Raw genomic sequence first — 22,014 nt, 5'->3', positions numbered from 1 at the left:
CGGCGTAGACCGCTACGCTCCCGATCCCGGCGTCCCGGCATGCCCGGGCCACGCGGACAGCGATTTCGCCACGGTTGGCGATGAGCACCTTGCGCACGACAGCTCCCCCTCGACAGGAATTCTCGTACCGGTGCTCCGCGCCTTCCTGGCAAGCGGTTCCACGTCAATGCACCGGGTCGTGCCACCTACCTTTCTGCACGGAAAGCACCCCGCACAAGGTTTGCATTTCAAGGGTTCGGTCAGAGATCTCAAGAAAGCGCGGGGAATGTCAGCGGAATGACAAATGCACGCCCAGGGCCGGTCACGCCGCCCGGACCGCCCACTGCCCGTCGGCCGCGCCACCGGACGGCTCCGGTGGCGCGGCCGGACCCGACGGGCCGTCGGGCTCCAGCGGCCGGGCCGGGCCCGGCGCGCTGATCAGTCCGGCGGCGAGCGCCTTGGCCACCGCGTCGAGCCGGGAGACGGCGTCCAGTTTGCGGAAGGTGGTGTGCAGGTGCCGCTTGACGGTTCCGGTGGTGATGCCCAGTCCGCGGGCTATCTGCTGGTTGGTCATGGCGGCCGCCGCTCCGCTGAGCACCTCCCGCTCGCGCCGGGACAGGGCGGCGTACGGTACGTGCCCGGTGCCCTGCACCGCCGCGGGGAACAGCGCGCCGAGCGCGGCGAGCAGCGCCTCCCGTCCGGCATGCCGCGGCAGGTAGCCGTGCACCCCGGCGGCGCGCAGGGCGTGGTGGTCGGCCCGCGTGCTGCCGCCCGGCAGGGCCAGTACGGCGGTCTCGGGCGCCAGCCGGCGCAGGGAACGCACGGTGCGTACGGTGCTGCCCGGCGCCGACCAGGGCTCCAGGAGGATCACTTGGGGGCGGAGTGCGACGGCCTTGCGCAGGGCCTCGTGCTCGCCGGTGGCCTGGCCGAGGAGGCGGATGCCGGGCTGTGCGTGCAGCAGCGCGGTGAGGGCGTCGCGCAGCAGGGCGTTCTCGCTGGCGATGACGGCGGTGATACGTGGCATGATCGTTTCCCCTTCTCTTTCGGCGGTCAGCCGGCCTGGTAACGGGGCAGGTGGACGTCGACACGGGTGCCGTCGCCGGCGCGGCTGGTGACGGCCAGCCGCCCGCCCACCGATTCGATGCGCTCGGACATGGCCCGCAGGCCGTACGCGGGCCGCGCGGAGAGCGTGTGCGCGACGTCGAAGCCCCGTCCGTCGTCACAGACCTGGGCGTGGGCCCATCTGCGGGTCGTCCGGACGGTGACGGACACCGTCTCCGCCCCGGCGTGGGTACGGGCGTTGAGCACCGCCTCCCGCAGGACGAGCAGCAGTTCGCGCCGGAAGAGTTCGGGCAGGGTGGTCTCGTCCCCGGACTGGTGCCAGCGCACCTCCGGCCCCTCGGGCAGGCCGCGCAGGAACTCCTCGAGGGATTCGCGCAGGCGGGGCACCGGTGTGCGCTCGTGCAGCCCGGCCACGATGCCGCGGCTGCTCTCGGCGGCCTGCGCCAACAGGTCGCGCGCCGCCGTCAGTTGCTCGGAGGCGCGTACGGTACCGGCTTCCGCGCCGAGCCTGTCCAGGGCGGCGGCCAGCGGGGTGGCGACGCGGTCGTGGACGTCCCGGGCGAGCGTCCGGCGGCCCTGCCAGGCGTCGACGGCCCGCGGGTGCGGGCCCGCGGCCGCGGCGAAGGTTTCCCGGACGGCGCACAGGAGGGGGAGCACCGCACCCGCGTCCAGCCCTTGCAGGAGGAGACATTCGGTCAACAGCATGGCGGCGGCGAGCAGTTGATCGGGGGCGGGGCGACCGGTGACGGCAGGCGCGGCGGCCCGGCTCGCGGTCCGGCCGAGCGCGTGCCGGGCCAGTTCCCGCAGGTACCGGGCCTCCTCCTCGTCGGGCTGTCCCCCGGGCAACTGGGCCGAGCGGGATCCCAGCAGTCCGGTGAAGCGGTGCAGTGCGGCGTCGACGGGGTCCGGCGCCGGACCGCCGCGCCGGGGCGCCCGGCGCGGGGCGCCGATGTCGTCGCGTACGGCACCGACGTCGTCGGGCACGGCGGCGACCGGGCGCACGCGCGGGGCGGACGCGCGGCTGAGGCCCTCCGTGAGGGCATGGGTGAAGACGTCCGCCAGCAGGGTGGAGGCGGCGGTCATGGCTACTCCTCTTGCACGACGGGTTGAACGCTCGCGAAACAATGCGAACAACCTCTATGTTTCTGGGAGAGAAAAAAACGCCCAGGACGGTGCGCGCCCCGGACAGGGGCGCGGCACCGGCCGGGCAGGGGTGGCGGCGTCCTGGCGCAGCTGCCGCGCACCCCTTTCACACAGGAAAGCCACAGGAAAGCACAGGAAAGAGGGTGCGCGGGTGGAAGGTCCGGGACGGCCCGGTGAAGGCGTGAGCGGGACGACGCCGGCGGCGTCCGCGCGACGGGCCCGCCGGTCAGACCAGGGCGGGGGCGGCGGCGTGCGCTTCGCGCGAGGCGAGTACCGGCAGCGGGAAGGAGCCCGGCGCGCGCTCCACGGAGACGTCCGCGACGAAGCAGACCGTCTCGTGCTGACGCATGCTCACCCGCAGCCGGCAGCGGCCCGACGGGTCGGCGGGCAGCGCCTCGACCTCGACCCAGCAGGGGGCGTCCAGCTCGATGTAGCGGTGGAACTCGGTGTGCATCGTCACCGGGACGACCGGCAGCGGGTCGGCCATGGCCTGCGTCGCCTGGCGGGCTGCCTCCAGGAGCAGCATGCCGGGCACATGGTCGACCGGGTGGTCGAAGAGGACCGGGTGGCCGGTGTCGACACAGAGCTGCCAGCGCCCGGTCGCGGCGTCCGGGGAGAGGACGACGTCGTAGGGCGAGACGCGGCCCACCCGCCGGGCCGGCAGCGGCAGTCCGGGGAGCACGGCGTTGGCCATGGCGCGCTGCGCGTCACCGTAGGCGCCGCGCAGTCTCTGGTAGACGGCGGGGCTGTGCACGGTGAAGCGGGTGCGGGCCTCTCCCAGGCGGCGGCTGCCCTGGTACGCCTCGGCGTGCAGGACGATGGCCGACGCGCGGCTGCTGCGGCGGGTGACGGCGGTACAGCGGGCGACCAGCCGGACGGGTATCCCGGGGACGACCGCGGCCAGGGCGCCGGCGTCCAGGCTGTAGGTGAAGTCGTCCCAGATGAGCTGGTGTCCCAGCGGCACTCCGTAGGCGGCGTGGGAGAGCAGGGGAAGGAGCTGGCGGACGGTCTCGGCGAACAGCAGCGGGTCGTACCCGCCGTTGCCGCTCAGGTAGAAGCTGTGGGTGTGGGGCCGGCGGGCGGTCACCTCGTAGGTGTCCGGACCGGTCTTCCGCCATCCGGTGAGCAGCACCTCGTCCGGGTCGAGCTTGTGGACGAACTGCTGCGGGATGACCTCGTAGCGAGCAGTGGCGTCCGGGACGGTGGCAAATCGGGGCACGTCAGCATCCTTTCCCTCGTTGTGCGTTGGCCGCACAAGGCACTGGGCCGTGGCACGGCATAACATAGAGGGCATTCTTTTTTTTGTCGACCACCGGCCGCCCCACCGGCGCCCCTCCCTCCCCTGCGCACCATCCGTGACCAGCACCCCTGCCGCATCAAGACTTTCTGCGACCCACTTCAGGAAGGGAACATTCCGGTCGGTCGACGAGGAATTCGGGCTGAAATGCGCCCGCCACCAGACCCGGTGACGTCCCGTCAGCGAGCGGCCGCCCCGCGGGCCGTCAGTGCGCCGCCACCGACGCGCGGATGCCCCGCATGACCGCGGCCCAGATGTGCGCGAGCGCCGCCACCTCATCGGCGTCGGGGCGGGCGTGCAGGGTGACGGCGGTGCCGTTCAGCAGGTGCGCGGCGAGCTGCACCACGGTCTCCACCTCGATCTCGGCGGTCAGGTCGTCACGCTGCCGCGCGCACTCCAGCATGGCGCGCACGGCCGGCTCCCACGCCGCCTGCCACCCGCCGGCGGCGATGATCCGCTCCTCCTCCAGCCGCACCATCGCGCGGACGGCGGGGCTGCGGGCCAGCAGATCCGCCAGGTCACAGGCGAGGCCGGACATGGCCGCCAGCGGATCGCCACCGCATCCCTTCGCCTCGGCCACCACGGCGCCGGTCTCGGCGACCGCCGCCTCGGCGACCGCCTCGGCCAGCTCGCTCTTGGCCCGGAAATGGAAGGTCAGCGCGCCCATGGAGACCTCCGCCTCCTTGCACACGACCTGCAGTGAGGTGCCTGCGTACCCCTGGCGGGCGAACTCCCCGGCCGCCGCACGCGTCAGACGTCCCCGGGTGACCATGGCGCGTTCCTGCTTCATCTGATGCCACCAATTCGACAAACCTCACCCGGGAGCCGCCGCTCGGCGGGCCGGGCCTGAAGGGGGATCGGGGGCTTTCGGACGGGGTGCCGCTGAGTACACCGGCCAATCGGCCGGACACACGTCCTCACCGCAATCCCCGTGGAAAGAGACGTTAACCCGTTGTACACGCCAACGAGCACCCCGCGACGTGGCCCGGTGACGGCTTTGGCAGGTCACCGGTCGCCGGGACGGCGCTCCGCCGGGCGCGGCGGACCGACCCCGGCGCCCCCTCAACACCCCCCGACGGACCGCCCCTTCAAAAACATAGAGGTTGTTCGCTATTCTTTCGGCACCGACACCCCTGCCCGCATGTTCGAAGGGAGCCGCCATGACCGAGCTTCACGGGAGCGGCCCGGTACGGCCGGTGCCGCACCACCCGGCCGACGACCTGGCTCGGCACCTTTTCCAGGACCTCCCGCGCGCCGACCAGCGCCGGTGGGCCACCGCCTATCTCAGGGGACTGTGCTCGACCCCGGGCAAGAAGTCCGTACGCAACATGGCCTGGACGGTGAGCACTTCGGACACCGCGTGGCAGTCCCTGCACCAGATCGTCAACGCGAGCACCTGGCGGTGGGAGCCGGTCCGCAGGCGCCTCGCCGACTGGTGCGCACGCCGGCTCCCGCCGCGCGCCCTGATCCCGGCGCCCGTCCTGATCCCGAAGCGCGGACAGCACTCCGTCGGGGTCCACCGGCGCTTCGATCCCACGAGCGGCCGGACGGTGGGCTGCCAGTGGGCGTTCGGGCTGTTCCTGGCCACCGAGTACGGCACCACGCCGCTCGACTGGCGACTGCACCTGCCGGGCCGCTGGAGCGAGGACGCGCGGCTGCGCGCCCGCGTCTGCGTGCCCGAGTCCGCACGCGCACGCGCGCCGCACGACCTCACGCTGGACCTGCTCGGCCTACCCGTCGCCCACGAGGTACCGGTCCTGGCCACCGCCGCCCACCACACCGGCGTACAGCCCCTGTTGACGGCTCTCACCGCGCGCGGCCACGGCTTCGCGCTGCGCGTCCCGTCCACCACGCCGGTCGCCATCGGCCTGCTGCGCCCGACCCGCCATGTGCGAGGGCCGCAGCCCACCGGGGCGCTCCCCGCCCGGCAGCTCCTGCAGCGCCTCGGGCGTGCCGCCACCACTCCGCTGGGCCCGGCCGCGGCTCACCTGCGCCTGGCGCCCGCGCTGGTGCACGTCCCGGGCAGCCCGCGCCCGCTGCAGCCCGTCGTCACCTGGCCGGCCGACGGCGGGCCGCGCCACATCTGGCTCACCGACCTGCCCACCGCGCGGCTCGCCGCCCTCGCCGACCTGCTGACCGTGCCTCTCGCCCCCGCCCCGGACACGCTGCTGGACCACGGGCTGCACGACTTCGAGGGCCGTTCCTACCCCGGCTGGCACCGCCACATGACACTCGTCTCCGCAGCGCACGCGCACCATGTGCGCATGGCCGCCGCCTGGCAGCAGGCGGCCTGACCGGCCGCGTAGGCCGCGTCCGAGCACCGCAGGGGCCGCCCGCCGGCACATCCGGCCGGGCGGCTCGAACGCCGGACGGCTCAGGCCCCGGCGGCGCCGGACGGCTCACACACCGGACAGGCTCAGCCGACGCCGGTACCGACCGCCGTACCGGCCAGGTACTCCCTGTACCAGGAAGCCGACTCGGCGAACCGGTGCAGCGGCCCCGGTCCGGCCGGCACGCCCGCCAGCCGCCAGATCTCCTCGCTGCGGTACCAGTGTTCCCGTGCCATCAGCTCGAACTGACGCTCACTCATGGCGCCCGGGTACTCCCGCAGCCGGTCCACGCACCGCTGCCAGTCCCATGCCTCCTGCGGCACCTCGGGGATCACCCCGAGCCCCGCGAGCGTGTCCAGCAGGGCGCCGAGGCGCACCGGCTCGGGGTGCGCGGCGTGGTACACACCGCTGGCCACTTCCGCTTCGCCGCACGCCAGTTCCGCGACGAGCCGCGCGAGATCCCGCACGTCGACCAGCGACAGCCGCGCCTGCCCGCCGTCCCACCGCGCCGGGACCCGGCGGACCAGCTCGGCCAGGGCGGGCACGACCCAGCGGTCACCGGCGCCGGTGATCAGGTACGGCCGCAGCACCACGGCACCCGCGTCCAGCGCCGTGCGCTCCCCCGCCAGCCGGGTGCGGCTCGCGGCCGACACGGGGGCGGGTTCCACCTCGTCCACGGCGATCCCGCGGTGCGGTCCCAGGCCGTACACCGCGGCGGTCGAGAGGTGGACGATCCGCCGCACCCCGGCCTGCCGCGCCTCCCGCATCAGCGCCTGCGTACCGACGATGTTCACCGCCCGGCACGCCTCTTCCTCGCCCGACACCCGGGAGGCCAGGTGCACGAGGACGTCGACCCCCGCGGCCACGCCCCGCAGGGAGTCCGGGTCGGTCAGGTCGGCGCGCACCGAGTCCGGGCCGTCCGTACGGGAGAGCGCCCGTACGGTGATGTCCGCGCCGTGCGCCCGGAGCGCGGCCTGCACGGCGGAGCCGATGAAGCCGCTCGCCCCGCTCAGCAGTACCGTGCGCGGCGTCACGCCGCCGGCCCGGTGCGCTCGGCGACCTCCCGCAGCTCCGCCAGCCTGTCCGGCTGGGCGATGCCCGGGAGGACGTACCGCCACATCCGGCCGATCCGCTCCGGCAGGTCGGCCCGGTCGGGGCCGGTGAGCAGGTTCGACATGACCTGGGACCCGGTGTACGCCGCGACGAGGAGCTGCGCGACCTCGGCGACGTCCACGTCGTCCTGCAGCTCGCCCTTGCTCCGGGCCGCTTCCAGCTCGCCGCGGAACAGGTCCGCCCACATGTCGTACGGGCTGAAGTCCCGCAGCCCGACCTGGCCCTGCTCGACGGCCAGCGTGACGCCGGCGCGGAAGAGCACGTTGCTCTGCATCTCGCGGGCCAGGAAGAACGTCAGCCCGATGAGCTGCGCCAGCCCCTCCGGCCGCTCCGGCAGCGAGAGGTCGGCGGCCTGCTCGTTGATGACCGCGCGGGCGAGGTTCTCCTTGGACTTGAAGTGGAAGTACATCGCCCCCTGGGTCGTACCGGCGCGCGTCATGATCTTGCTGATGCTCGATCCGGCAAGACCGTACTCGTCGAACACCTGGGCGGCTGCACGCAAGATGACACCTCGCGTACGGATCGCCCGGTCCTGCCTCACTCGTGCCACGCGGTACTCCAGCCCACTTGAGCAAAGAAAACGACTGCCCTCTATGTTACCGCCCGTCCACTTGCCGGAAATCACCGCAGGGACGCCCCTCACCACACCCGCACATTTGCCGGTCCACAGCGGAACGGCCCGGCACACCCCCCGGAGGAGCGTGCCGGGCCGTCGTGTGACGGGCCATCGGCTCAGGACACGGCGTCGTGCGTCAGGTCGATGTCGAAGCCGGTACGGCCGCCGTCCTCCAGCCGCAGCGACGCGACCGCCGGTGCGTAACCGCTGGCGATGATCGTGTACTGGCCGCCGTCGAGGTCGGTGAAGGCGTACGCGCCGTCCTCACCGGTGATGACGGAGAGCACCGTGTTGCCCGCCGGGTCCAGCAGGGTCACCCGGGCGTCGGCGAGCGGTTCGCCCTGCCCGGTCCGCACGGTGCCGCAGATCCGGGCACAGGGCGCGAGCCGCGCCTCGTACCAGTTGGTCTCGCCGGAGCCGACCTCGGCCTGGAGGGCGGCGGGACGGTGGCCCGCCGCGCTGACGGCCAGCGTGTAGCTGCCGGGGACCAGGTCGCCGAAGACGAAGTCGCCGTCCTGGCCGGCCACGGCCGAGGCCACCACGTCACCGCGCAGGTCCGTGGCCACGACCAGCGCGCCCGGCACCGGGACCGCGCCCCGGCTGTCGCGCACCTGACCGCTCAGCCCGGCCGCGCCCTTGAGCGCGAGGTCGTACGGGACGACCTCGTCGCCCACGACCACGGTCGCCGCCTGCGGCTGCCGGGTACCGGAGGCCGCGATGAGCACGTACGTCCCGACCCCCGGCGCCGCGAGGGCGTAGCTGCCGTCCCGCGCGGTACGGGCGTGGCCGAGCTGCCGGCCGCCGATGTCGATCAGGGTCACCGCGGCGCCCGCCAGCGGGAGGCCCTGGCCGTCGCGCACCTGCCCGCTGATGCCGGGGCCCGCGACGGGTTCGGCACGGTCCGCGAGGTCCGTCCCGGAGTCCGCGCTCTCCGTACCGGGCGCGGCGGCCGGCGCGTCCTTCACCGTGTCCACCGGCGCGGCGGCGGCCGTGGCGTCGGCCGGTGCCGTACCGGCCGTCGCGGCCTCCTCCTCGGAGGCGCGCGCCTGGAGGCCGGAGACCTGCCGCAGCGGCACCTCCTTGACGAAGAGCACCAGCACGAACGCCACCGCGATGATGATCGCGCCCAGCAGGAACACGCCGTGCATCGAGTCGGTGAAGCCGCGCTGGAAGGGCTCGGCCAGCCGCGGGTCGAGCTTCTGGATGAACGAGGAGTCGCTCAGGACCGAGGAGGAGCCGCCGGCGGCCGGGTGCTGAAGCATGTCGAGCACCGGCTTGCTGGCCGGGTCGTGCAGCACTGCCGGGTCGTGCAGCGCTGCCTGGAAGCGATCGGTGCCGGCCGCCTCCTTGAACGCCGAGCCGATCTTGTCCCCGACGGTGCTGAAGAGCAGCGACAGGAAGATCGCGGTACCGGCGGTGGCGCCCATCTGGCGGAAGAAGGTGGACGAGGCGGTCGCCACGCCCATGTCGCCCGGCGGCACCGCGTTCTGCACCGCGAGGACGAGGGTCTGCATGCAGGAGCCCAGGCCGAGGCCGAAGACGACCATGTAGACCATGGTCTGCCACAGCGGGGTGTCCCACTGGACCCGGAAGTGGAAGAGCAGTAGCGCCGCCACCATCAGGGCCGTGCCGATGATCGGGAAGATCTTGTACTTACCGGTCTTGGAGGTGATCTGGCCGGTGACGATGGAGGCGATCATCATGCCCGCCATCAGCGGCAGCATCTCCAGGCCCGACTTGGTGGGGCTGGATCCCTTCACGATCTGCAGGTACTGCGGGATCATCATCATCCCGCCGAACATGCCCATGCCGATGAACACGGACAGCAGACTGGTCTTGCTGAAGGTGCCGTTGCGGAAGAGCCGCATCGGGATGAGCGCGTCGTCGCCGATCCGCCGCTCGACGAAGATCCAGGCGATGATGCCCAGCGCGCCGATGACGTAACAGGCGACGGACGTGGCCGAGCCCCAGCCCCACTCGCGGCCCTGTTCGGCGACGAGCAGCAGCGGGACCACGCCGATGGCGATGGTGAGCGCGCCCCACCAGTCGATGCGCCGGTCGCGGCGGGTGTGCGGGATGTTCAGGACCTTGGCGACCACGAACAGCGCGATGATGCCGACCGGCACGTTGACCAGGAAGACCCAGCGCCAGCCGGTGATGCCGAGCAGGGTGGCCTGGCCGGCCAGCGCGCCGCCGATGAGCGGCCCGGCCACGCTGGAGGTGGCGAACGTACCGAGCATGTAGCCCTGGTACCGGGCGCGCTCGCGCGGCGGGACGATGTCACCGATGATCGCCAGGGCCAGCGACATCAGGCCACCGGCGCCCAGGCCCTGGATCGCCCGGAAGACGGCCAGTTCGGTCATCGAGGTGGAGAAGGTGCACAGCACCGAGCCCACGACGAAGATGCTGATCGCCGCCAGGTAGTACGGTTTGCGGCCGTGCAGGTCGGACAGCTTGCCGTAGAGCGGCGTGGCGATCGTCGAGGTGATCAGGTAGGCGGTGGTCGCCCATGCCTGCTGGCTGAGGCCGTGCAGGTCATCCGCGATGGTCCGGATGGAGGTGCTGACGATGGTCTGGTCGAGCGCCGCCAGGAACATGCCCAGCATCAGTCCGCTGAGGATGGTCAGGATCTGCCGGTGACTGAGGGCCCCCGTCCCGGCTGTCGGCGCCGTCCCCGCTATCTCGGGGCTTTTCGTGGTACTCACGCTGGTGTGTCTTTCTGCTTCACGGCGGTGTCCCGGCTTTCCGGGGGATGGGGCGGGATGCGGGTGTGCCGGGCCTCTTCCAGGTCGTCGTTGAGCCGGCCCAGCAGGCGGACCAGATGGTCCCGGTCCTCCTCGGGCCAGCGCTCCAGGAGAGCGGCCAGCTTGCTGTCGCGCTGCTGCCGGTACACCTGGAAGGCCGCGTGCCCTGCGTCGGTCGCGCGCAGCAGCGTCCCCCTGCGGTCCTCCGGATCCGGATAGCGCTCGACCAGTCCCCGGTCGACCAGCGAGCGCACCTGGCGGCTCACGGTCGAGAGGTCGAGGAAGGCGTCGGCGGCCAGGTCGGTGGCGCGCCGGTCCCCGTGGTTCACGAGCTTGGCGAGCAGTACCCGGTCCGCGGCGCCGCCGTCCGTCCTGGCGCTCCGCCGCCACGTGGTGATCAGCCGTCCGAAACGGACGATCTGCGTGCCCAGCTCGGCGGCCGCCTCGTTCAGCTTCGCCGCGGCGCCGCTCATGGCGGCGGCGTTCTCCCGGGCGCGGGTGTCCGTACCCGTCGCCCTTCCCCCAGTCATGTCTGCGTTGCCCTGTTCATTGGTTGCTTGCAGCTACCAAGAGAGTGTCCGGGATATTGCTTGTATTCAGCAAGTCGATTCGGGCTTGCGGGCGACAGGTGGGAAAACCTTTACCGTGACGGGCCGTCAGGCGGCATCGCGCCTCACGAGGGGCGCCGGCGGAGCTACGGAGAGTGCAACCGCAAAGGGGGCGGGGCCGGAAGCGTGCCCGGAGCCGGACTTGAACCGGCACGGCCCGAAGGCCAGCGAGGTTTAAGCTCGCCGTGTCTGCATTCCACCATCCGGGCCCGAAACCCCCCACGCCGTCACGAAGACGGCACCACGAGCCTAGCCCGCAGCGCCACTCGAACAGCGGCGGGTGAGCCCGAGGTTGTCTTATTTTATTGGCAACTGAGGGTGCATCAGCACGTGGTACTGGCCTTCGGCACATGCCCAGGGCCGAACCGCCCCGCTCACGCGCCACTGGCGCCACTGCCGCCGGATTGACGGAAACTCGATGCCTGCCGCGCCCCTTACCGCGACCATGCCACTCCCCGGCCACCGCGTCAGCGCATCAGGGTCCCCCTCATCCCCAAGGAGGACCCGGGGCCTCCCGGGTCCGACCGCAGGCCCCCTGAGAGACCGGCGCAGGGACTGACGCCCGGCCCGATCCGCTCCCCGACGATGGAATCCGACCGTTCACACGGCCCCTACATCCGACAGGAGCACCATCCCGTGACCACCCTCCACTCCGGCGTTCCCACCGCCACCCGCGCCACCGCGGTGGCCGCACGCGCCACGGATCTCACCAAGGTCTACGGACAGGGCGAGACCCAGGTGGTCGCCCTGGACGGCGTCAGCGTCGATTTCCGGCAGGCCGAGTTCACCGCGATCATGGGCCCCTCCGGCTCCGGCAAGTCCACCCTGATGCACTGCATGGCGGGGCTGGACACGGTCTCCCGCGGCTCGGCCCGGATCGGCGAGACCGAGCTGACCGGCCTGAAGGACAAGAAGCTCACCCAGCTCCGGCGCGACAAGATCGGCTTCATCTTCCAGGCGTTCAACCTGCTGCCGACGCTCAGCGCGCTGGAGAACATCACCCTGCCGATGGACATCGCGGGCCGTAAGCCCGACAAGCAGTGGGTGGACCGGGTCGTGGAGACGGTCGGCCTCTCGGAGCGGCTGAAGCACCGCCCGAGCGAGCTCTCCGGCGGCCAGCAGCAGCGCGTCGCGGTGGCCCGCGCGCTGGCCTCCAAGCCCGAGATCATCTTCGCGGACGAGCCCACCGGCAACCTCGACTCGCGCTCCGGCGCCGAGGTACTGGGCTTCCTGCGGAACTCCGTACGCGAGCTGGGCCAGACCGTGGTGATGGTCACTCACGACCCGGTGGCTGCGGCCTACGCGGACCGCGTCGTCTTCCTGGCCGACGGCCGGATCGTCGACGACATGACGGCCCCGACCGCCGACAAGGTCCTGGAACGCATGCTGCGTCTTTCCGGGGGTTCCCCCCAGACCCCCGGCTCCGACGCGAAGGGCCGTACGAGCTGACCCGCCGTCCCGGGCCCCTCCCCCACCGCACCCTTCACCGTCAGGACTGACCCACTCATGTTCCGTACCGCCGTGCGCAACGTCCTCGCGCACAAGGCCCGGCTGCTGATGACCGTGCTCGCCGTCATGCTCGGCGTCGCCTTCGTGTCCGGCACCCTGGTCTTCACCAACACCATCTCCCAGGCCCAGCAGAGCAGCTCCGCCAAGGGCTTCGACCATGTCGACGTCGCCGTCGAGCCCGAGTCGCAGCCCGACCGCGGCGACCGTCTCGCACCGCCGCCCCAGCTCTCCGAGGCCCTGCTGAAGAAGGCCGCGCAGGTGCCCGGCGCCGACTCCGCGATCGGCTCGCTGCAGGGCTTCACCGCGCTCGCCGGCAAGGACGGCAAGCTCGTCGGCACCGGCTTCTCCACCCAGGGCGGCAACTACTGGGGCAGCCACGACCCCCGCCACCCGCTCGAGACCGGCCGCGCCCCGCACGGCCCGCACGAGGTCGCGATCGACGCGAAGACCGCCGAGCGGACCGGCTACAAGGTCGGCGACACCGTCCGCGTCTCCGTCGACGGCCCGGTGCTGACCCCGAAGATCAGCGGCATCTTCACCACCGACGACGGCACCGTCGCGGCCGGCGGCTCGCTCACCCTCTTCGACACCCCCACCGCCCAGCGGCTCTTCCACAAGGAAGGCGCGTACGACCGGATCGACGTCGAGGCAGCGGCCGGCGTCTCGCAGCACGCGCTGCAGACGCAGCTCGACGACGTGCTGCCGAAGGACCGGGCGTCCACGGCCACCGCGCGGCAGCTCGCCGACGACCAGGCCGAGACGATCGCCTCGTCGATGGACAGCTTCCGCACGACCCTGCTGATGTTCGCCGGCATCGCGCTCTTCGTCGGCATCTTCCTCATCGCCAACACCTTCACGATGCTGGTCGCCCAGCGCACCAAGGAGCTGGCCCTGCTGCGCGCCGTCGGCGCGTCCCGCAAGCAGGTCACCCGCTCGGTGCTCTTCGAGGCGTTCGTCGTGGGCACCATCGCCGCCGTGGCCGGCCTGGCCGTCGGCGTCGGCATCGGCGCCGGGCTGCGGGCCGTCATGGGCGCGACGGGCGTGACCCTGCCCGACGGTCCCCTGGTGATCTCGCCGGGTACCGTCGCCGCCTCCCTCGCCGTCGGCATCCTGGTCACCATGCTCGCCGCCTGGCTGCCCGGCCGCCGGGCCGCCAAGATCCCGCCGGTGGCCGCGATGAACAGCGTGCACGCCACCGCCACGACCAAGTCCCTGGTGCTGCGGAACACCCTCGGCGCCCTGCTCACCGCCGCGGGCACCGCCGTCGTCCTGTACGCCACGAGCATGCAGGACATGGACTCCGCGCAACTCCCGCTGGGGCTGGGCGCCGTGCTGCTGGTGATCGGCATCTTCGTGCTCACACCGCTGCTGTCCCGCCCGCTGATCGCGGCCGCGGGCCCGCTGCTGCGCGCCTTCGGGGTCTCCGGCAAGCTCGCCCGGCTGAACGCGGTCCGCAATCCGCGCCGCACCGCCGCCACCTCCGCAGCGCTGATGATCGGCCTCACCCTGATCACCGGCATGACCGTGATCGCGGGCAGCTCGCAGCAGGCGGTCGACAAGATGGCCACCTCCGCGCTGAAGGCGGACTACGTGGTCTCCATGGCGAACGGCAGCTCCCTCTCGCCCGAGGTCGAGAAGAAGCTCGACGGGGCCGACGGCGTCACCGCGGTCAGCGGCCTGCGCAACGCCCCCGCCCGGATCGCGAACTCGACCGAGTACCTGACCGGCGTCAACGGCCGCACCATCGGCGACCTCACCGACCTCCCCCTGAAGAACGGCGCCTTCACCGTGGGCGGCAAGGACGTCGTGGTCGACGACGACACCGCCAAGGAAAAGGGCTGGAAGGCCGGCACCACCTTCCCGGTGACGTACGAGGACGGCAGCAAGCAGCGGCTCACCGTCGCGGGCATCTACGAGGGCAACGAGCTGATCAGCGGCATCCTGCTGGACAACGCCACCCTCACCCCGCACATCGGCGACCCGTCCGACATGCAGGTCATGGTGAAGACCGCGGGCGGCACCTCGGACGCCGCGCAGAGCGGGCTGATCAAGGCGCTCGGCGACAACCCGGCCATCCAGGTCCAGGACAAGCAGGACATCTCCGAGGGCATCGCCAAGACGGTCACCTTGATGCTGAACATGCTCTACGGGCTGCTCGCCATGGCCGTGATCGTCGCGGTGCTCGGCGTGGTCAACACCCTCGCGATGTCGGTGTTCGAGCGCTCCCAGGAGATCGGCATGCTGCGGGCGATCGGCCTGGACCGGCGCGGCATCAAGCGGATGGTCCGCCTGGAGTCCCTGGTGATCTCGCTCTTCGGCGGAGTGCTCGGCATCGGCCTCGGCGTCTTCTTCGGCTGGGCCGGCGGCAAGCTCATCTCGGGCAGCCTCGACACGTACGAGATGGTGCTCCCCTGGGGCCGGCTGGGGCTCTTCCTGGCGCTCGCCGCACTGGTCGGCGTACTGGCGGCCCTCTGGCCGGCCCGCCGCGCCGCCCGGCTGAACATGCTGGCCGCGATCAAGGCGGAGTGAGCCCACGCGGTCGAGTACGCGAGAGCCCCGGTCCCTCCCGGACCGGGGCTCTCGCCGTGTTCACGGCCCGGCGCTCAGCTCCGCCACTCCCGTGCCCGCAGCGGCATACCGGAGGCCCCGCTCTCCGGCGTACGGACCGCGAGCACCTGGTTCACGCCGATGCGGTTGCGCTCGAAGGAGAGCGCCGAGGCGGCCATGTACAGCCGCCAGACCCGCGCCCGGCCCGGCGTCGTCAGGCGGATGGCGCGGTCCCAGTGGCGCTCCAGGTTGGCCACCCACTGGCGCAGCGTCAGCGCGTAGTGCTCGCGGATGGCCTCCACGTCGCGCACCTCGAAGCCCGCGTCCTCCAGCGCCCCGACGGTCTGCCCGACCGGGGCCAGCTCGCCGTCGGGGAAGACATAGCGGTCGATGAACTCATCGACGCGGTAGCTGTCCTCGTCGGCGAGCGGGCGCCGCGCGATCTGGTGATTGAGCAGCCGGCCGCCCGGCTTGAGCAGGTGGTGCAGGTCGGCGGCGTACTCGGCGTACCGGGCCCGGCCGACGTGCTCGGCCATGCCGATGGAGGAGATCGCGTCGTAAGGGCCGTCCTTGACCAGGCGGTAGTCCTGCACCCGGATCTCTATGCGGTCCGTGAGCCCGGCGTCGGCGACGCGCTTGCGGGCGTACGCGGCCTGCTCCTCGGAGAGCGTGACCCCGACCGCGCGCACACCGTAGTGCTCGGCGGCGTGCAGCACCATCGAGCCCCAGCCGCAGCCCACGTCCAGCAGCCGCTCGCCCTCCTTGAGGTCCAGCTTGCGGCAGATGAGGTCGAGCTTGTCGCGCTGGGCCTCTTCCAGCGTCGCGTCCGGACTCTCCCAGTAGGCGCAGGAGTAGACCATCGACGGGCCGAGGACCAGCTCGTAGAAGTCGTTGCCGACGTCGTAGTGGTGGCTGATGGCCTGCTTGTCGCGGCGCAGCGTGTGCAGCGGGCCGTGGGACTTCGGGGCCTCTTCGGCGGGCGGGCGGGGCGGCAGGGGCGCGCCGGCGAGCGAGAGGAGTTCGCGGACCGCGCTGCGGACCTCGGGGCGGGCCAGGGCGCGCAGCACGGGGGCGCGCCGCGGCTTGGCCTGGTCCTCCGGGTCGCGCTCCCAGATCATTTCGGCGAGGCCGTCCAGGGCGGCGTAGAGGTCACCGTCGACATCGAGGTCGCCGGCCACCCAGGCGCGTGCCAGGCCCAGTTCGCCGGGCTTGAAGAGCAGGTGGCGCAGCGCGCGACGGCTGCGGAAGACGAGGGCCGGGGCTCCTGGCGGACCGGACTCGCTGTGGTCCCAGGCCCGGATGCGCACCGGGAGCGGGACGCCCAGTACCTCCTCCGCGAGCTTGGTGAGCCGTCCAGCGGCGTCGGCCATGTCGCACACCTCCGTTATTGACGAGTCGGGGCGAGATAGTTTCACCCACCACGTAAACGCCTGATGGGGTCCCGGTAGTCCCGTTCGTTCGTAAGGGAACAGCAAAGCCCGTTACCGGCGCCATTGTGAATACGCCGAAGGAGCGGCTCTCGGAGGTGCCCCGCCGACCGCATACGGATACGCCGAAGGGCGCCTGCCCCACGGATGGCAGGCGCCCTTCGGCGTGTGTACTGCGTGGCTTTCCGACGCGTGGTCAGGAAGCCGGTGTTCAGGAAGCCTTGGCTGCCGTCTTGTCCTCGGCGGCGGCCGGCTTCGGCGCGGGCTTGGCGGCCTCGTAGAACTCCTCGCGGGGGTTCTCCATCGCGCCGAGCGAGACGACCTCGCGCTTGAGGAACATCGCCAGGGTCCAGTCGGCGAAGACCCGGATCTTGCGGTTGAAGGTCGGCATCGCCATGCCGTGGTACGCGCGGTGCATGTACCAGGCCAGCCGGCCCTTCAGCTTGATCTTGGTCTTGCCCAGGACGATCATCGCGACGCCCTTGTGCAGACCGAGGCCCGCGACCGCGCCCTTGTTGGCGTGGCTGTACTCCTTCTGCGGGAAGCCCCGCATGCCGGAGACCACGTTGTCGCCGAGGATCTTCGCCTGGCGCAGCGCGTGCTGGGCGTTCGGCGGGCACCAGGCGTTCTCGTTACCGGCCTTGCGGCCGACGAGGTCCGGCACCTGGGCGTTGTCGCCCGCGGCCCAGATGTAGTCGGTGCCCTGCACCTGGAGGGTGGCGGCGGTGTCGACGTGGCCGCGCGGGCCCAGCGGCAGACCGAAGCGGGACAGCGCCGGGTTCGGCTTGACGCCCGCGGTCCACACGATGGTGTTGGCGTCGACCTCGAGGCCGTTGTTCAGGACCACGTGGCCGTCCACGCAGGAGTCCATGCCGGTCTTGAGGTAGACCTCGACGCCGCGGCCCTCGAGGTGCTCCTTGCCGTAGGCGCCGAGCTTCGGGCCGACCTCGGGGAGGATCTTGTCGGCGACGTCGACCAGGAGGAAGCGCATGTCCTCGCGCTTCACGTTCGTGTAGTACTTCGCGGCGTCGCGGGCCATGTCCTCGACCTCACCGACGGTCTCCGCGCCGGCGAAGCCGCCGCCGACGAAGACGAAGGTCAGCGCCTTGCGGCGGACCTCCTCGTCCGTCGTGGAGTCGGCCTTGTCGAGCTGCTCGAGGACGTGGTTGCGCAGGCCGATGGCCTCCTCGACGCCCTTCATGCCGATGCCGTTCTCGGCCAGGCCGGGGATCGGGAAGGTGCGCGAGACCGCGCCCATCGCGATGACCAGGTAGTCGAAGGGCAGCTCGTACGCCTCGCCGACGAGCGGCGCGACGGTGGCGACCTTGCGGTCCTGGTCGATGGTCGTGACGCGGCCGGTGAGGACCTCCGCCTTGGGAAGCACACGCCGCAGCGGAACCACGACGTGGCGCGGAGAGATGCTGCCGGCCGCAGCTTCGGGGAGGAAGGGCTGGTACGTCATGTACGAGCGCGGGTCGACGACCGTGACGGTCGCCTCGCCGTACCGCATCTTCTTGAGGATGCGGCGTGCCGCGTACAGGCCTACGTACCCACCGCCTACAACGAGGATCCTGGGACGCTCCGTGGTGCTCATGTCATCGAGTATCCACCCCCACTTGGGGGGTCGCTCGTGAGGGCCTTCACAAGCATGGAAGAGGGGTCTGCTACACTCCGCGCCTTCGTGATCGACGCCATAGCGCCACAGGGGAACCACGGTGTACCGCCGAGCGTTGGGCACCCCTTCTCATCAGGGATTGCACGCTTCTGTGAGGCTGGACCACTGGCCGCATAAGCGCTTCTTTAACACCGCCGAAAGTGCACATTCCCAGGGCCGGGCGCCCAAGTGAGCCCCGCACGGCGTCCCGGCGGGCGGTTTGTTCGCCCAGCGGGCCCTTTTTTCATGTGAAGAGTTTCACGAACTTTCTCGGCGACACGTCGCGAAGGGGCCCCGGAACGCGTCGTTCGCACGCTCCGAGGCCCCTTCCGAGCACCTCTCAGAGGCCGTCAACGGCCCTCTCAGGCAAGGCTCCATCCAATCCCGTCAAGGATGTCGTGTTCTGAGACGACGACCTCCTGAGCGCCCGTACGCTCCATGATCGACAGCAGCACGAGGGCGCCCGCGGCGATCACGTCCACCCGGCCCGGATGCATCACCGGAATCGCCGCACGCTCGTCGTGCGTGGAGGTGAGCAGCCGGTCGGTGATCTCGCGGACCTTGGCCAGCGGGATCCGCGAGTGGTGGATCGCGGCCGAGTCGTACTCCTCCAGCCGCAGCGCGATCCCGGCGAGCGTCGTCACCGACCCCGCGAGGCCGACCAGCGTGTGCGCCTCGCCCAGCGGCACGGTCTCCGCGGCCTCGTCCAGCGCCGCCGCGACGTCCGCCTTTATGGCGGCGATCTGCTCGGCGGTCGGCGGGTCGGTGACCTCGCCGTCGTGCACGAGATGCCGCTCGGTCATCCGCACGCAGCCGACGTCGACGGAGCGCGCCGCCCGATAAGAGGTGCGACGCGAAGCGTCTCCGGCAAGGGTGGTGGTGGGCGACGGGTGGGCCCGCCCGAGCACGAACTCCGTCGACCCGCCGCCGATGTCCACGACCAGGTACGGCTTCTCCAGGTCGTCGCGCCCGGTCAGCTCCTTCGTCGCGCCCGTGAAGGAGAACTCCGCCTCCTGGTCACCGGTGATCACCTCGGGCTCGACGCCCAGGATGTCCAGCACGCCGCGCACGAAGTCGTCGCGGTTCTCCGCGTCGCGCGAGGCCGAGGTCGCCACGAAGCGCACCTTCTCGGCGCCCAGCTCCTCGATCACCGCGGCGTACTCGCGGCAGGCCGCGAAGGTCCGCTCCAGCGCCTCCGGCGCCAGCCGCCCGGTACGGTCCACGCCCTGGCCGAGCCGGACGATCTTCATCCGGCGGTCCAGGTCCTTCAGCTCGCCCGTCTCCGGGTCCGCGTCCGCCACGAGCAGGCGGATGGAGTTCGTACCGCAGTCGATGGCCGCGACCCGGGTCACTTGGCGTCTCCTTCGTCGTCGCCGGCGCCGCACGGGCTCACGCACGGCCCCTTCTTCCACCACTCCGGCAGCATCGCGATGGCCTCGTCCCCCAGCGGATTGACGCCGGGACCGGCCGCCAGGGAGTGCCCGACCAGCACGTGCAGGCACTTGACCCGGTCCGGCATGCCGCCGGCGCTCGGGAAGCCCTGCAGCACCTCGATGGTGTCCCGGCGGCGGATGTAGTCCTCGTGCGCCGCGCGGTAGGCGGCGGCGAGCTCCGGGTCCGTGGCCAGCCGGTCGGTCATCTCCTTCATCACGCCGTTCGCCTCCAGCGTGCCGATCGCGGAGGCCGCGCGCGGGCACGTGAGGTAGTACAGCGTGGGGAAGGGCGTGCCGTCCTCCAGGCGCGGGGCCGTCTCGACCACATCGGGGTTGCCGCAGGGGCAGCGGTGCGCGATGGCGCGCAGGCCGCGCGGCGGGCGGCCGAGCTGCTCCCGGAACGCCGCGACGTCCGCGTCGGTGGGCTCGGTGGGCTCGGTCTGGGGAGGCGGCGTGTCCATGCAGGCTTCTCTTGTCGTCAGGGTTGAACGGTCGGCCGCCCCATCATCCCCCGACGGCCCTGTGGCGCGCGTCGGCGGAGTCCAGGCCGGACCAGATGGCTTCGTACCAGGGGCGCTGCACGGCACTGTGGCCGGCCCGCGGCCGGCTCGCGCCGGTGCCGTCCACGACGGTGTAGCCGGTCTCGCCCGGCATCACGTAGTGCAGGTGGCGGCGGGCCTGCTGGCGTACGTAGGCGGGGTCCTGCCAGCGGGCCTTCTCCTGGCGCAGCCGCTGCACCGCCTCGCGGGCCGTCTCGGCCTCACGGCGCTGCTCGGCGATGTCCGAGCGCTGGGAGACGTACGCCCTTATCGGATACGCGAGGGCCACGACCAGCGAGCACAGCACGAGCACGAGCAACGCGGCGCGCCCGGTGAGCCGGCTGCGGCGGAACACGGTGGCCTCCCCTGGAGTGCTCTGTACGCGACGGCGTACGTACGTCCCCGGCAACGGTACGGGACCGCTGCCGGGGACGTACGGAGGTGGGGACCATCAGCCCCCGTAGGCCGGAACTCAGCCCTTGAAACGCGGGAAGGCGCTGCGGCCCGCGTACACCGCCGCGTCGTCGAGGATCTCCTCGATGCGCAGCAGCTGGTTGTACTTGGCGACGCGCTCGGAGCGGGCCGGGGCACCGGTCTTGATCTGGCCGCAGTTGGTGGCGACGGCCAGGTCGGCGATGGTGACGTCCTCGGTCTCGCCCGAGCGGTGCGACATCATGCACTTGAAGCCGTTGCGCTGGGCCAGCTCGACGGCGTCCAGGGTCTCGGTCAGCGAACCGATCTGGTTGACCTTGACCAGGAGGGCGTTGGCGGAGTTCTCCTCGATGCCGCGGGCCAGGCGCTCGGGGTTGGTGACGAACAGGTCGTCGCCCACGAGCTGCACCTTGGTGCCGAGCTTCTCGGTGATGACGTTCCAGCCGGCCCAGTCGTCCTCGAAGAGCGGGTCCTCGATGGAGACGAGCGGGTACGAGGCGACGAGCTCCTCGTAGTACTCGGTCATCTCGGCGGCCGAGCGGGACTTGCCCTCGAACTCGTACGCGCCGTCCTTGTAGAACTCGGAGGCGGCGACGTCGAGCGCCAGCGCGATGTCCTGGCCGGGGGTGTAGCCGGCCTCCTTGATGGCCTCGAGGATGAGGTCGAGGGCCTCACGGTTCGAGCCCAGGTTCGGGGCGAAGCCGCCCTCGTCGCCCAGGCCGGTGGCCAGGCCCTTGCTCTTCAGGACCTTCTTGAGGGTGTGGTAGACCTCGGCGCCCCAGCGCAGCGCCTCGGAGAAGGACTCCGCACCGATCGGCGCGATCATGAACTCCTGGATGTCCACGTTGGAGTCGGCGTGCGAGCCGCCGTTCAGGATGTTCATCATCGGGACGGGCAGGACATGCGCGTTCGGGCCACCGAGGTAGCGGAACAGCGGCAGGTCGCTGGCCTCGGACGCGGCGTGCGCGACGGCCAGGGAGACGCCCAGGATCGCGTTGGCGCCCAGGGAGCCCTTGTTGTCGGTGGCGTCCAGGTCGAACATCGCCTGGTCGATGAGGCGCTGCTCGGTGGCGTCGTAGCCGACCAGCTCGGGGCCGATCTGCTCGATGACGGCCAGCACGGCCTTCTCGACGCCCTTGCCGAGGTAACGGTTCGGGTCGCCGTCACGCAGCTCGATGGCCTCGAAGGCGCCGGTGGAGGCGCCCGACGGCACGGCCGCGCGGCCGGTGCTGCCGTCGTCGAGGCCGACCTCGACCTCGACCGTGGGGTTGCCTCGCGAATCGAGGATCTCGCGAGCTACGACGACGTCGATCGACGGCACGTTGTCTCCTTCATGGGTGTCATCTGGAGTTCTGCAGCACGAGCCTAACGGCCCGGGGACCCTCCGCCTGCCCCTAGCCCCATCTGTGAGACGAAAAAGGACCCAAAGGCCCGCAATACGGGAGGTAACGTCTGCGTTTTGCAGCGGACGTACGGGACAAAACGGTCCGTACGCATGTGAGCGGAAGGCCGCCCGGATGGCCACAGAAAAGGGGCAGCCCCGCCGGGCGCGCTCGGGGGTTCGCGCCTGGCGGGGCAGTC

At 71.5% G+C, this 22,014-nt stretch carries 18 protein-coding genes and 1 tRNA gene; 3 read left to right on the top strand and 16 right to left on the bottom strand.

Going from position 1 to position 22,014, the window contains the following annotated elements; all coding sequences use genetic code 11:
* The 5 genes from IG84_RS39530 to IG84_RS0104245 form a co-directional block, all read right to left on the bottom strand.
* On the bottom strand, positions 1-97 hold a 97-nt coding region (locus tag IG84_RS39530; RefSeq protein WP_281179312.1), incomplete at its 3' end, for a biotin carboxylase N-terminal domain-containing protein.
* A 204-nt stretch (positions 98-301) separates the two neighbouring features.
* Positions 302-1,003, bottom strand: a complete 702-nt coding sequence (locus IG84_RS0104260) for a response regulator transcription factor (protein WP_051861349.1) — start codon at positions 1,001-1,003, stop codon at positions 302-304.
* Between the two features lie 26 nt (positions 1,004-1,029).
* Positions 1,030-2,124: a sensor histidine kinase gene (locus tag IG84_RS38720; RefSeq protein ID WP_051861348.1), complete on the bottom strand. Its 1,095-nt coding sequence runs from the start codon at positions 2,122-2,124 to the stop codon at positions 1,030-1,032.
* 286 nt (positions 2,125-2,410) lie between these two features.
* The gene (locus tag IG84_RS0104250) at positions 2,411-3,403 is read right to left on the bottom strand and encodes a ScbA/BarX family gamma-butyrolactone biosynthesis protein (RefSeq protein ID WP_051861347.1); all 993 of its coding nucleotides are present in this window, start codon (positions 3,401-3,403) and stop codon (positions 2,411-2,413) included.
* Between the two features lie 283 nt (positions 3,404-3,686).
* Positions 3,687-4,271 (bottom strand): TetR/AcrR family transcriptional regulator, encoded by a 585-nt coding sequence (locus IG84_RS0104245; RefSeq protein ID WP_037799169.1) that lies wholly within the window; start codon positions 4,269-4,271, stop codon positions 3,687-3,689.
* Between the two features lie 370 nt (positions 4,272-4,641).
* Here IG84_RS0104245 and IG84_RS0104240 point away from each other — a divergent pair, with 370 nt between their 5' ends.
* A complete protein-coding gene (locus IG84_RS0104240) occupies positions 4,642-5,775 on the top strand; it encodes an IS701 family transposase (RefSeq protein WP_051861346.1) in 1,134 nt (377 codons plus the stop codon).
* A gap of 122 nt (positions 5,776-5,897) precedes the next feature.
* Here IG84_RS0104240 and IG84_RS0104235 read toward each other — a convergent pair whose 3' ends face one another.
* The 5 genes from IG84_RS0104235 to IG84_RS0104215 form a co-directional block, all read right to left on the bottom strand.
* Positions 5,898-6,845 carry an NAD-dependent epimerase/dehydratase family protein gene (locus IG84_RS0104235; RefSeq protein ID WP_037799166.1) on the bottom strand — a complete coding sequence of 316 codons (948 nt, stop codon included), beginning with the start codon at positions 6,843-6,845 and terminating at the stop codon, positions 5,898-5,900.
* Complete coding sequence (locus tag IG84_RS0104230; protein WP_245659214.1) at positions 6,842-7,426, bottom strand: ScbR family autoregulator-binding transcription factor; 585 nt, start codon at positions 7,424-7,426, stop codon at positions 6,842-6,844. Before IG84_RS0104230 ends, IG84_RS0104235 begins: the two co-directional genes overlap by 4 nt.
* A 230-nt stretch (positions 7,427-7,656) precedes the next feature.
* On the bottom strand, positions 7,657-10,245 hold the full coding sequence (locus tag IG84_RS0104225; RefSeq protein ID WP_031051492.1) for an MFS transporter: 2,589 nt from the start codon (positions 10,243-10,245) through the stop codon (positions 7,657-7,659).
* Positions 10,242-10,814, bottom strand: a complete 573-nt coding sequence (locus IG84_RS0104220) for a MarR family winged helix-turn-helix transcriptional regulator (protein ID WP_031051490.1) — start codon at positions 10,812-10,814, stop codon at positions 10,242-10,244. The genes IG84_RS0104225 and IG84_RS0104220 overlap by 4 nt, the downstream gene beginning before the upstream one ends.
* Positions 10,815-11,019: 205 nt before the next feature.
* A tRNA-Leu gene (locus IG84_RS0104215) sits at positions 11,020-11,101 on the bottom strand.
* 427 nt (positions 11,102-11,528) lie between these two features.
* Here IG84_RS0104215 and IG84_RS0104210 point away from each other — a divergent pair.
* Positions 11,529-12,341 carry an ABC transporter ATP-binding protein gene (locus IG84_RS0104210; protein WP_031051488.1) on the top strand — a complete coding sequence of 271 codons (813 nt, stop codon included), beginning with the start codon at positions 11,529-11,531 and terminating at the stop codon, positions 12,339-12,341.
* Between the two features lie 57 nt (positions 12,342-12,398).
* Complete coding sequence (locus IG84_RS0104205; protein WP_031051486.1) at positions 12,399-14,930, top strand: ABC transporter permease; 2,532 nt, start codon at positions 12,399-12,401, stop codon at positions 14,928-14,930.
* Positions 14,931-15,004: 74 nt separating this feature from the next.
* On the opposite strand, the gene IG84_RS0104200 is transcribed toward IG84_RS0104205, so the two are convergent.
* The 6 genes from IG84_RS0104200 to eno form a co-directional block, all read right to left on the bottom strand.
* The gene (locus tag IG84_RS0104200; RefSeq protein ID WP_031051484.1) at positions 15,005-16,318 is read right to left on the bottom strand and encodes an SAM-dependent methyltransferase; all 1,314 of its coding nucleotides are present in this window, start codon (positions 16,316-16,318) and stop codon (positions 15,005-15,007) included.
* 268 nt (positions 16,319-16,586) lie between these two features.
* On the bottom strand, positions 16,587-17,969 hold the full coding sequence (locus IG84_RS0104195) for an NAD(P)/FAD-dependent oxidoreductase (protein WP_031051482.1): 1,383 nt from the start codon (positions 17,967-17,969) through the stop codon (positions 16,587-16,589).
* A gap of 422 nt (positions 17,970-18,391) precedes the next feature.
* The gene (locus IG84_RS0104190; RefSeq protein WP_031051479.1) at positions 18,392-19,381 is read right to left on the bottom strand and encodes a Ppx/GppA phosphatase family protein; all 990 of its coding nucleotides are present in this window, start codon (positions 19,379-19,381) and stop codon (positions 18,392-18,394) included.
* Entirely contained in the window at positions 19,378-19,923 is a 546-nt protein-coding gene (locus IG84_RS0104185) for a DUF501 domain-containing protein (protein WP_031051477.1), read from the bottom strand. Before IG84_RS0104185 ends, IG84_RS0104190 begins: the two co-directional genes overlap by 4 nt.
* Positions 19,924-19,966: 43 nt before the next feature.
* Entirely contained in the window at positions 19,967-20,356 is a 390-nt protein-coding gene (locus IG84_RS0104180; RefSeq protein ID WP_342668395.1) for an FtsB family cell division protein, read from the bottom strand.
* Between the two features lie 117 nt (positions 20,357-20,473).
* Positions 20,474-21,754 carry a phosphopyruvate hydratase gene (gene eno, locus IG84_RS0104175; RefSeq protein ID WP_031051474.1) on the bottom strand — a complete coding sequence of 427 codons (1,281 nt, stop codon included), beginning with the start codon at positions 21,752-21,754 and terminating at the stop codon, positions 20,474-20,476.
* Positions 21,755-22,014: the final 260 nt, after the last annotated feature.

Source organism: Streptomyces ochraceiscleroticus (genome assembly GCF_000720485.1).
Lineage (GTDB): Bacteria > Actinomycetota > Actinomycetes > Streptomycetales > Streptomycetaceae > Streptomyces > Streptomyces ochraceiscleroticus.
The sequence above is the reverse complement of the archived record's forward strand: the minus strand, read 5'-3'. Positions and strand labels throughout refer to the sequence as shown.

Coding starts and splice junctions, on each gene's coding strand:
- IG84_RS0104260 (WP_051861349.1), bottom strand. CDS start 1,003: ATGCCACGTATCACCGCCGTCATCGCCAGCGAGAACGCCCTGCTGCGC.
- IG84_RS38720 (WP_051861348.1), bottom strand. CDS start 2,124: ATGACCGCCGCCTCCACCCTGCTGGCGGACGTCTTCACCCATGCCCTC.
- IG84_RS0104245 (WP_037799169.1), bottom strand. CDS start 4,271: ATGAAGCAGGAACGCGCCATGGTCACCCGGGGACGTCTGACGCGTGCG.
- IG84_RS0104240 (WP_051861346.1), top strand. CDS start 4,642: ATGACCGAGCTTCACGGGAGCGGCCCGGTACGGCCGGTGCCGCACCAC.
- IG84_RS0104220 (WP_031051490.1), bottom strand. CDS start 10,814: ATGACTGGGGGAAGGGCGACGGGTACGGACACCCGCGCCCGGGAGAAC.
- IG84_RS0104205 (WP_031051486.1), top strand. CDS start 12,399: ATGTTCCGTACCGCCGTGCGCAACGTCCTCGCGCACAAGGCCCGGCTG.
- IG84_RS0104200 (WP_031051484.1), bottom strand. CDS start 16,318: ATGGCCGACGCCGCTGGACGGCTCACCAAGCTCGCGGAGGAGGTACTG.
- IG84_RS0104195 (WP_031051482.1), bottom strand. CDS start 17,969: ATGAGCACCACGGAGCGTCCCAGGATCCTCGTTGTAGGCGGTGGGTAC.
- IG84_RS0104185 (WP_031051477.1), bottom strand. CDS start 19,923: ATGGACACGCCGCCTCCCCAGACCGAGCCCACCGAGCCCACCGACGCG.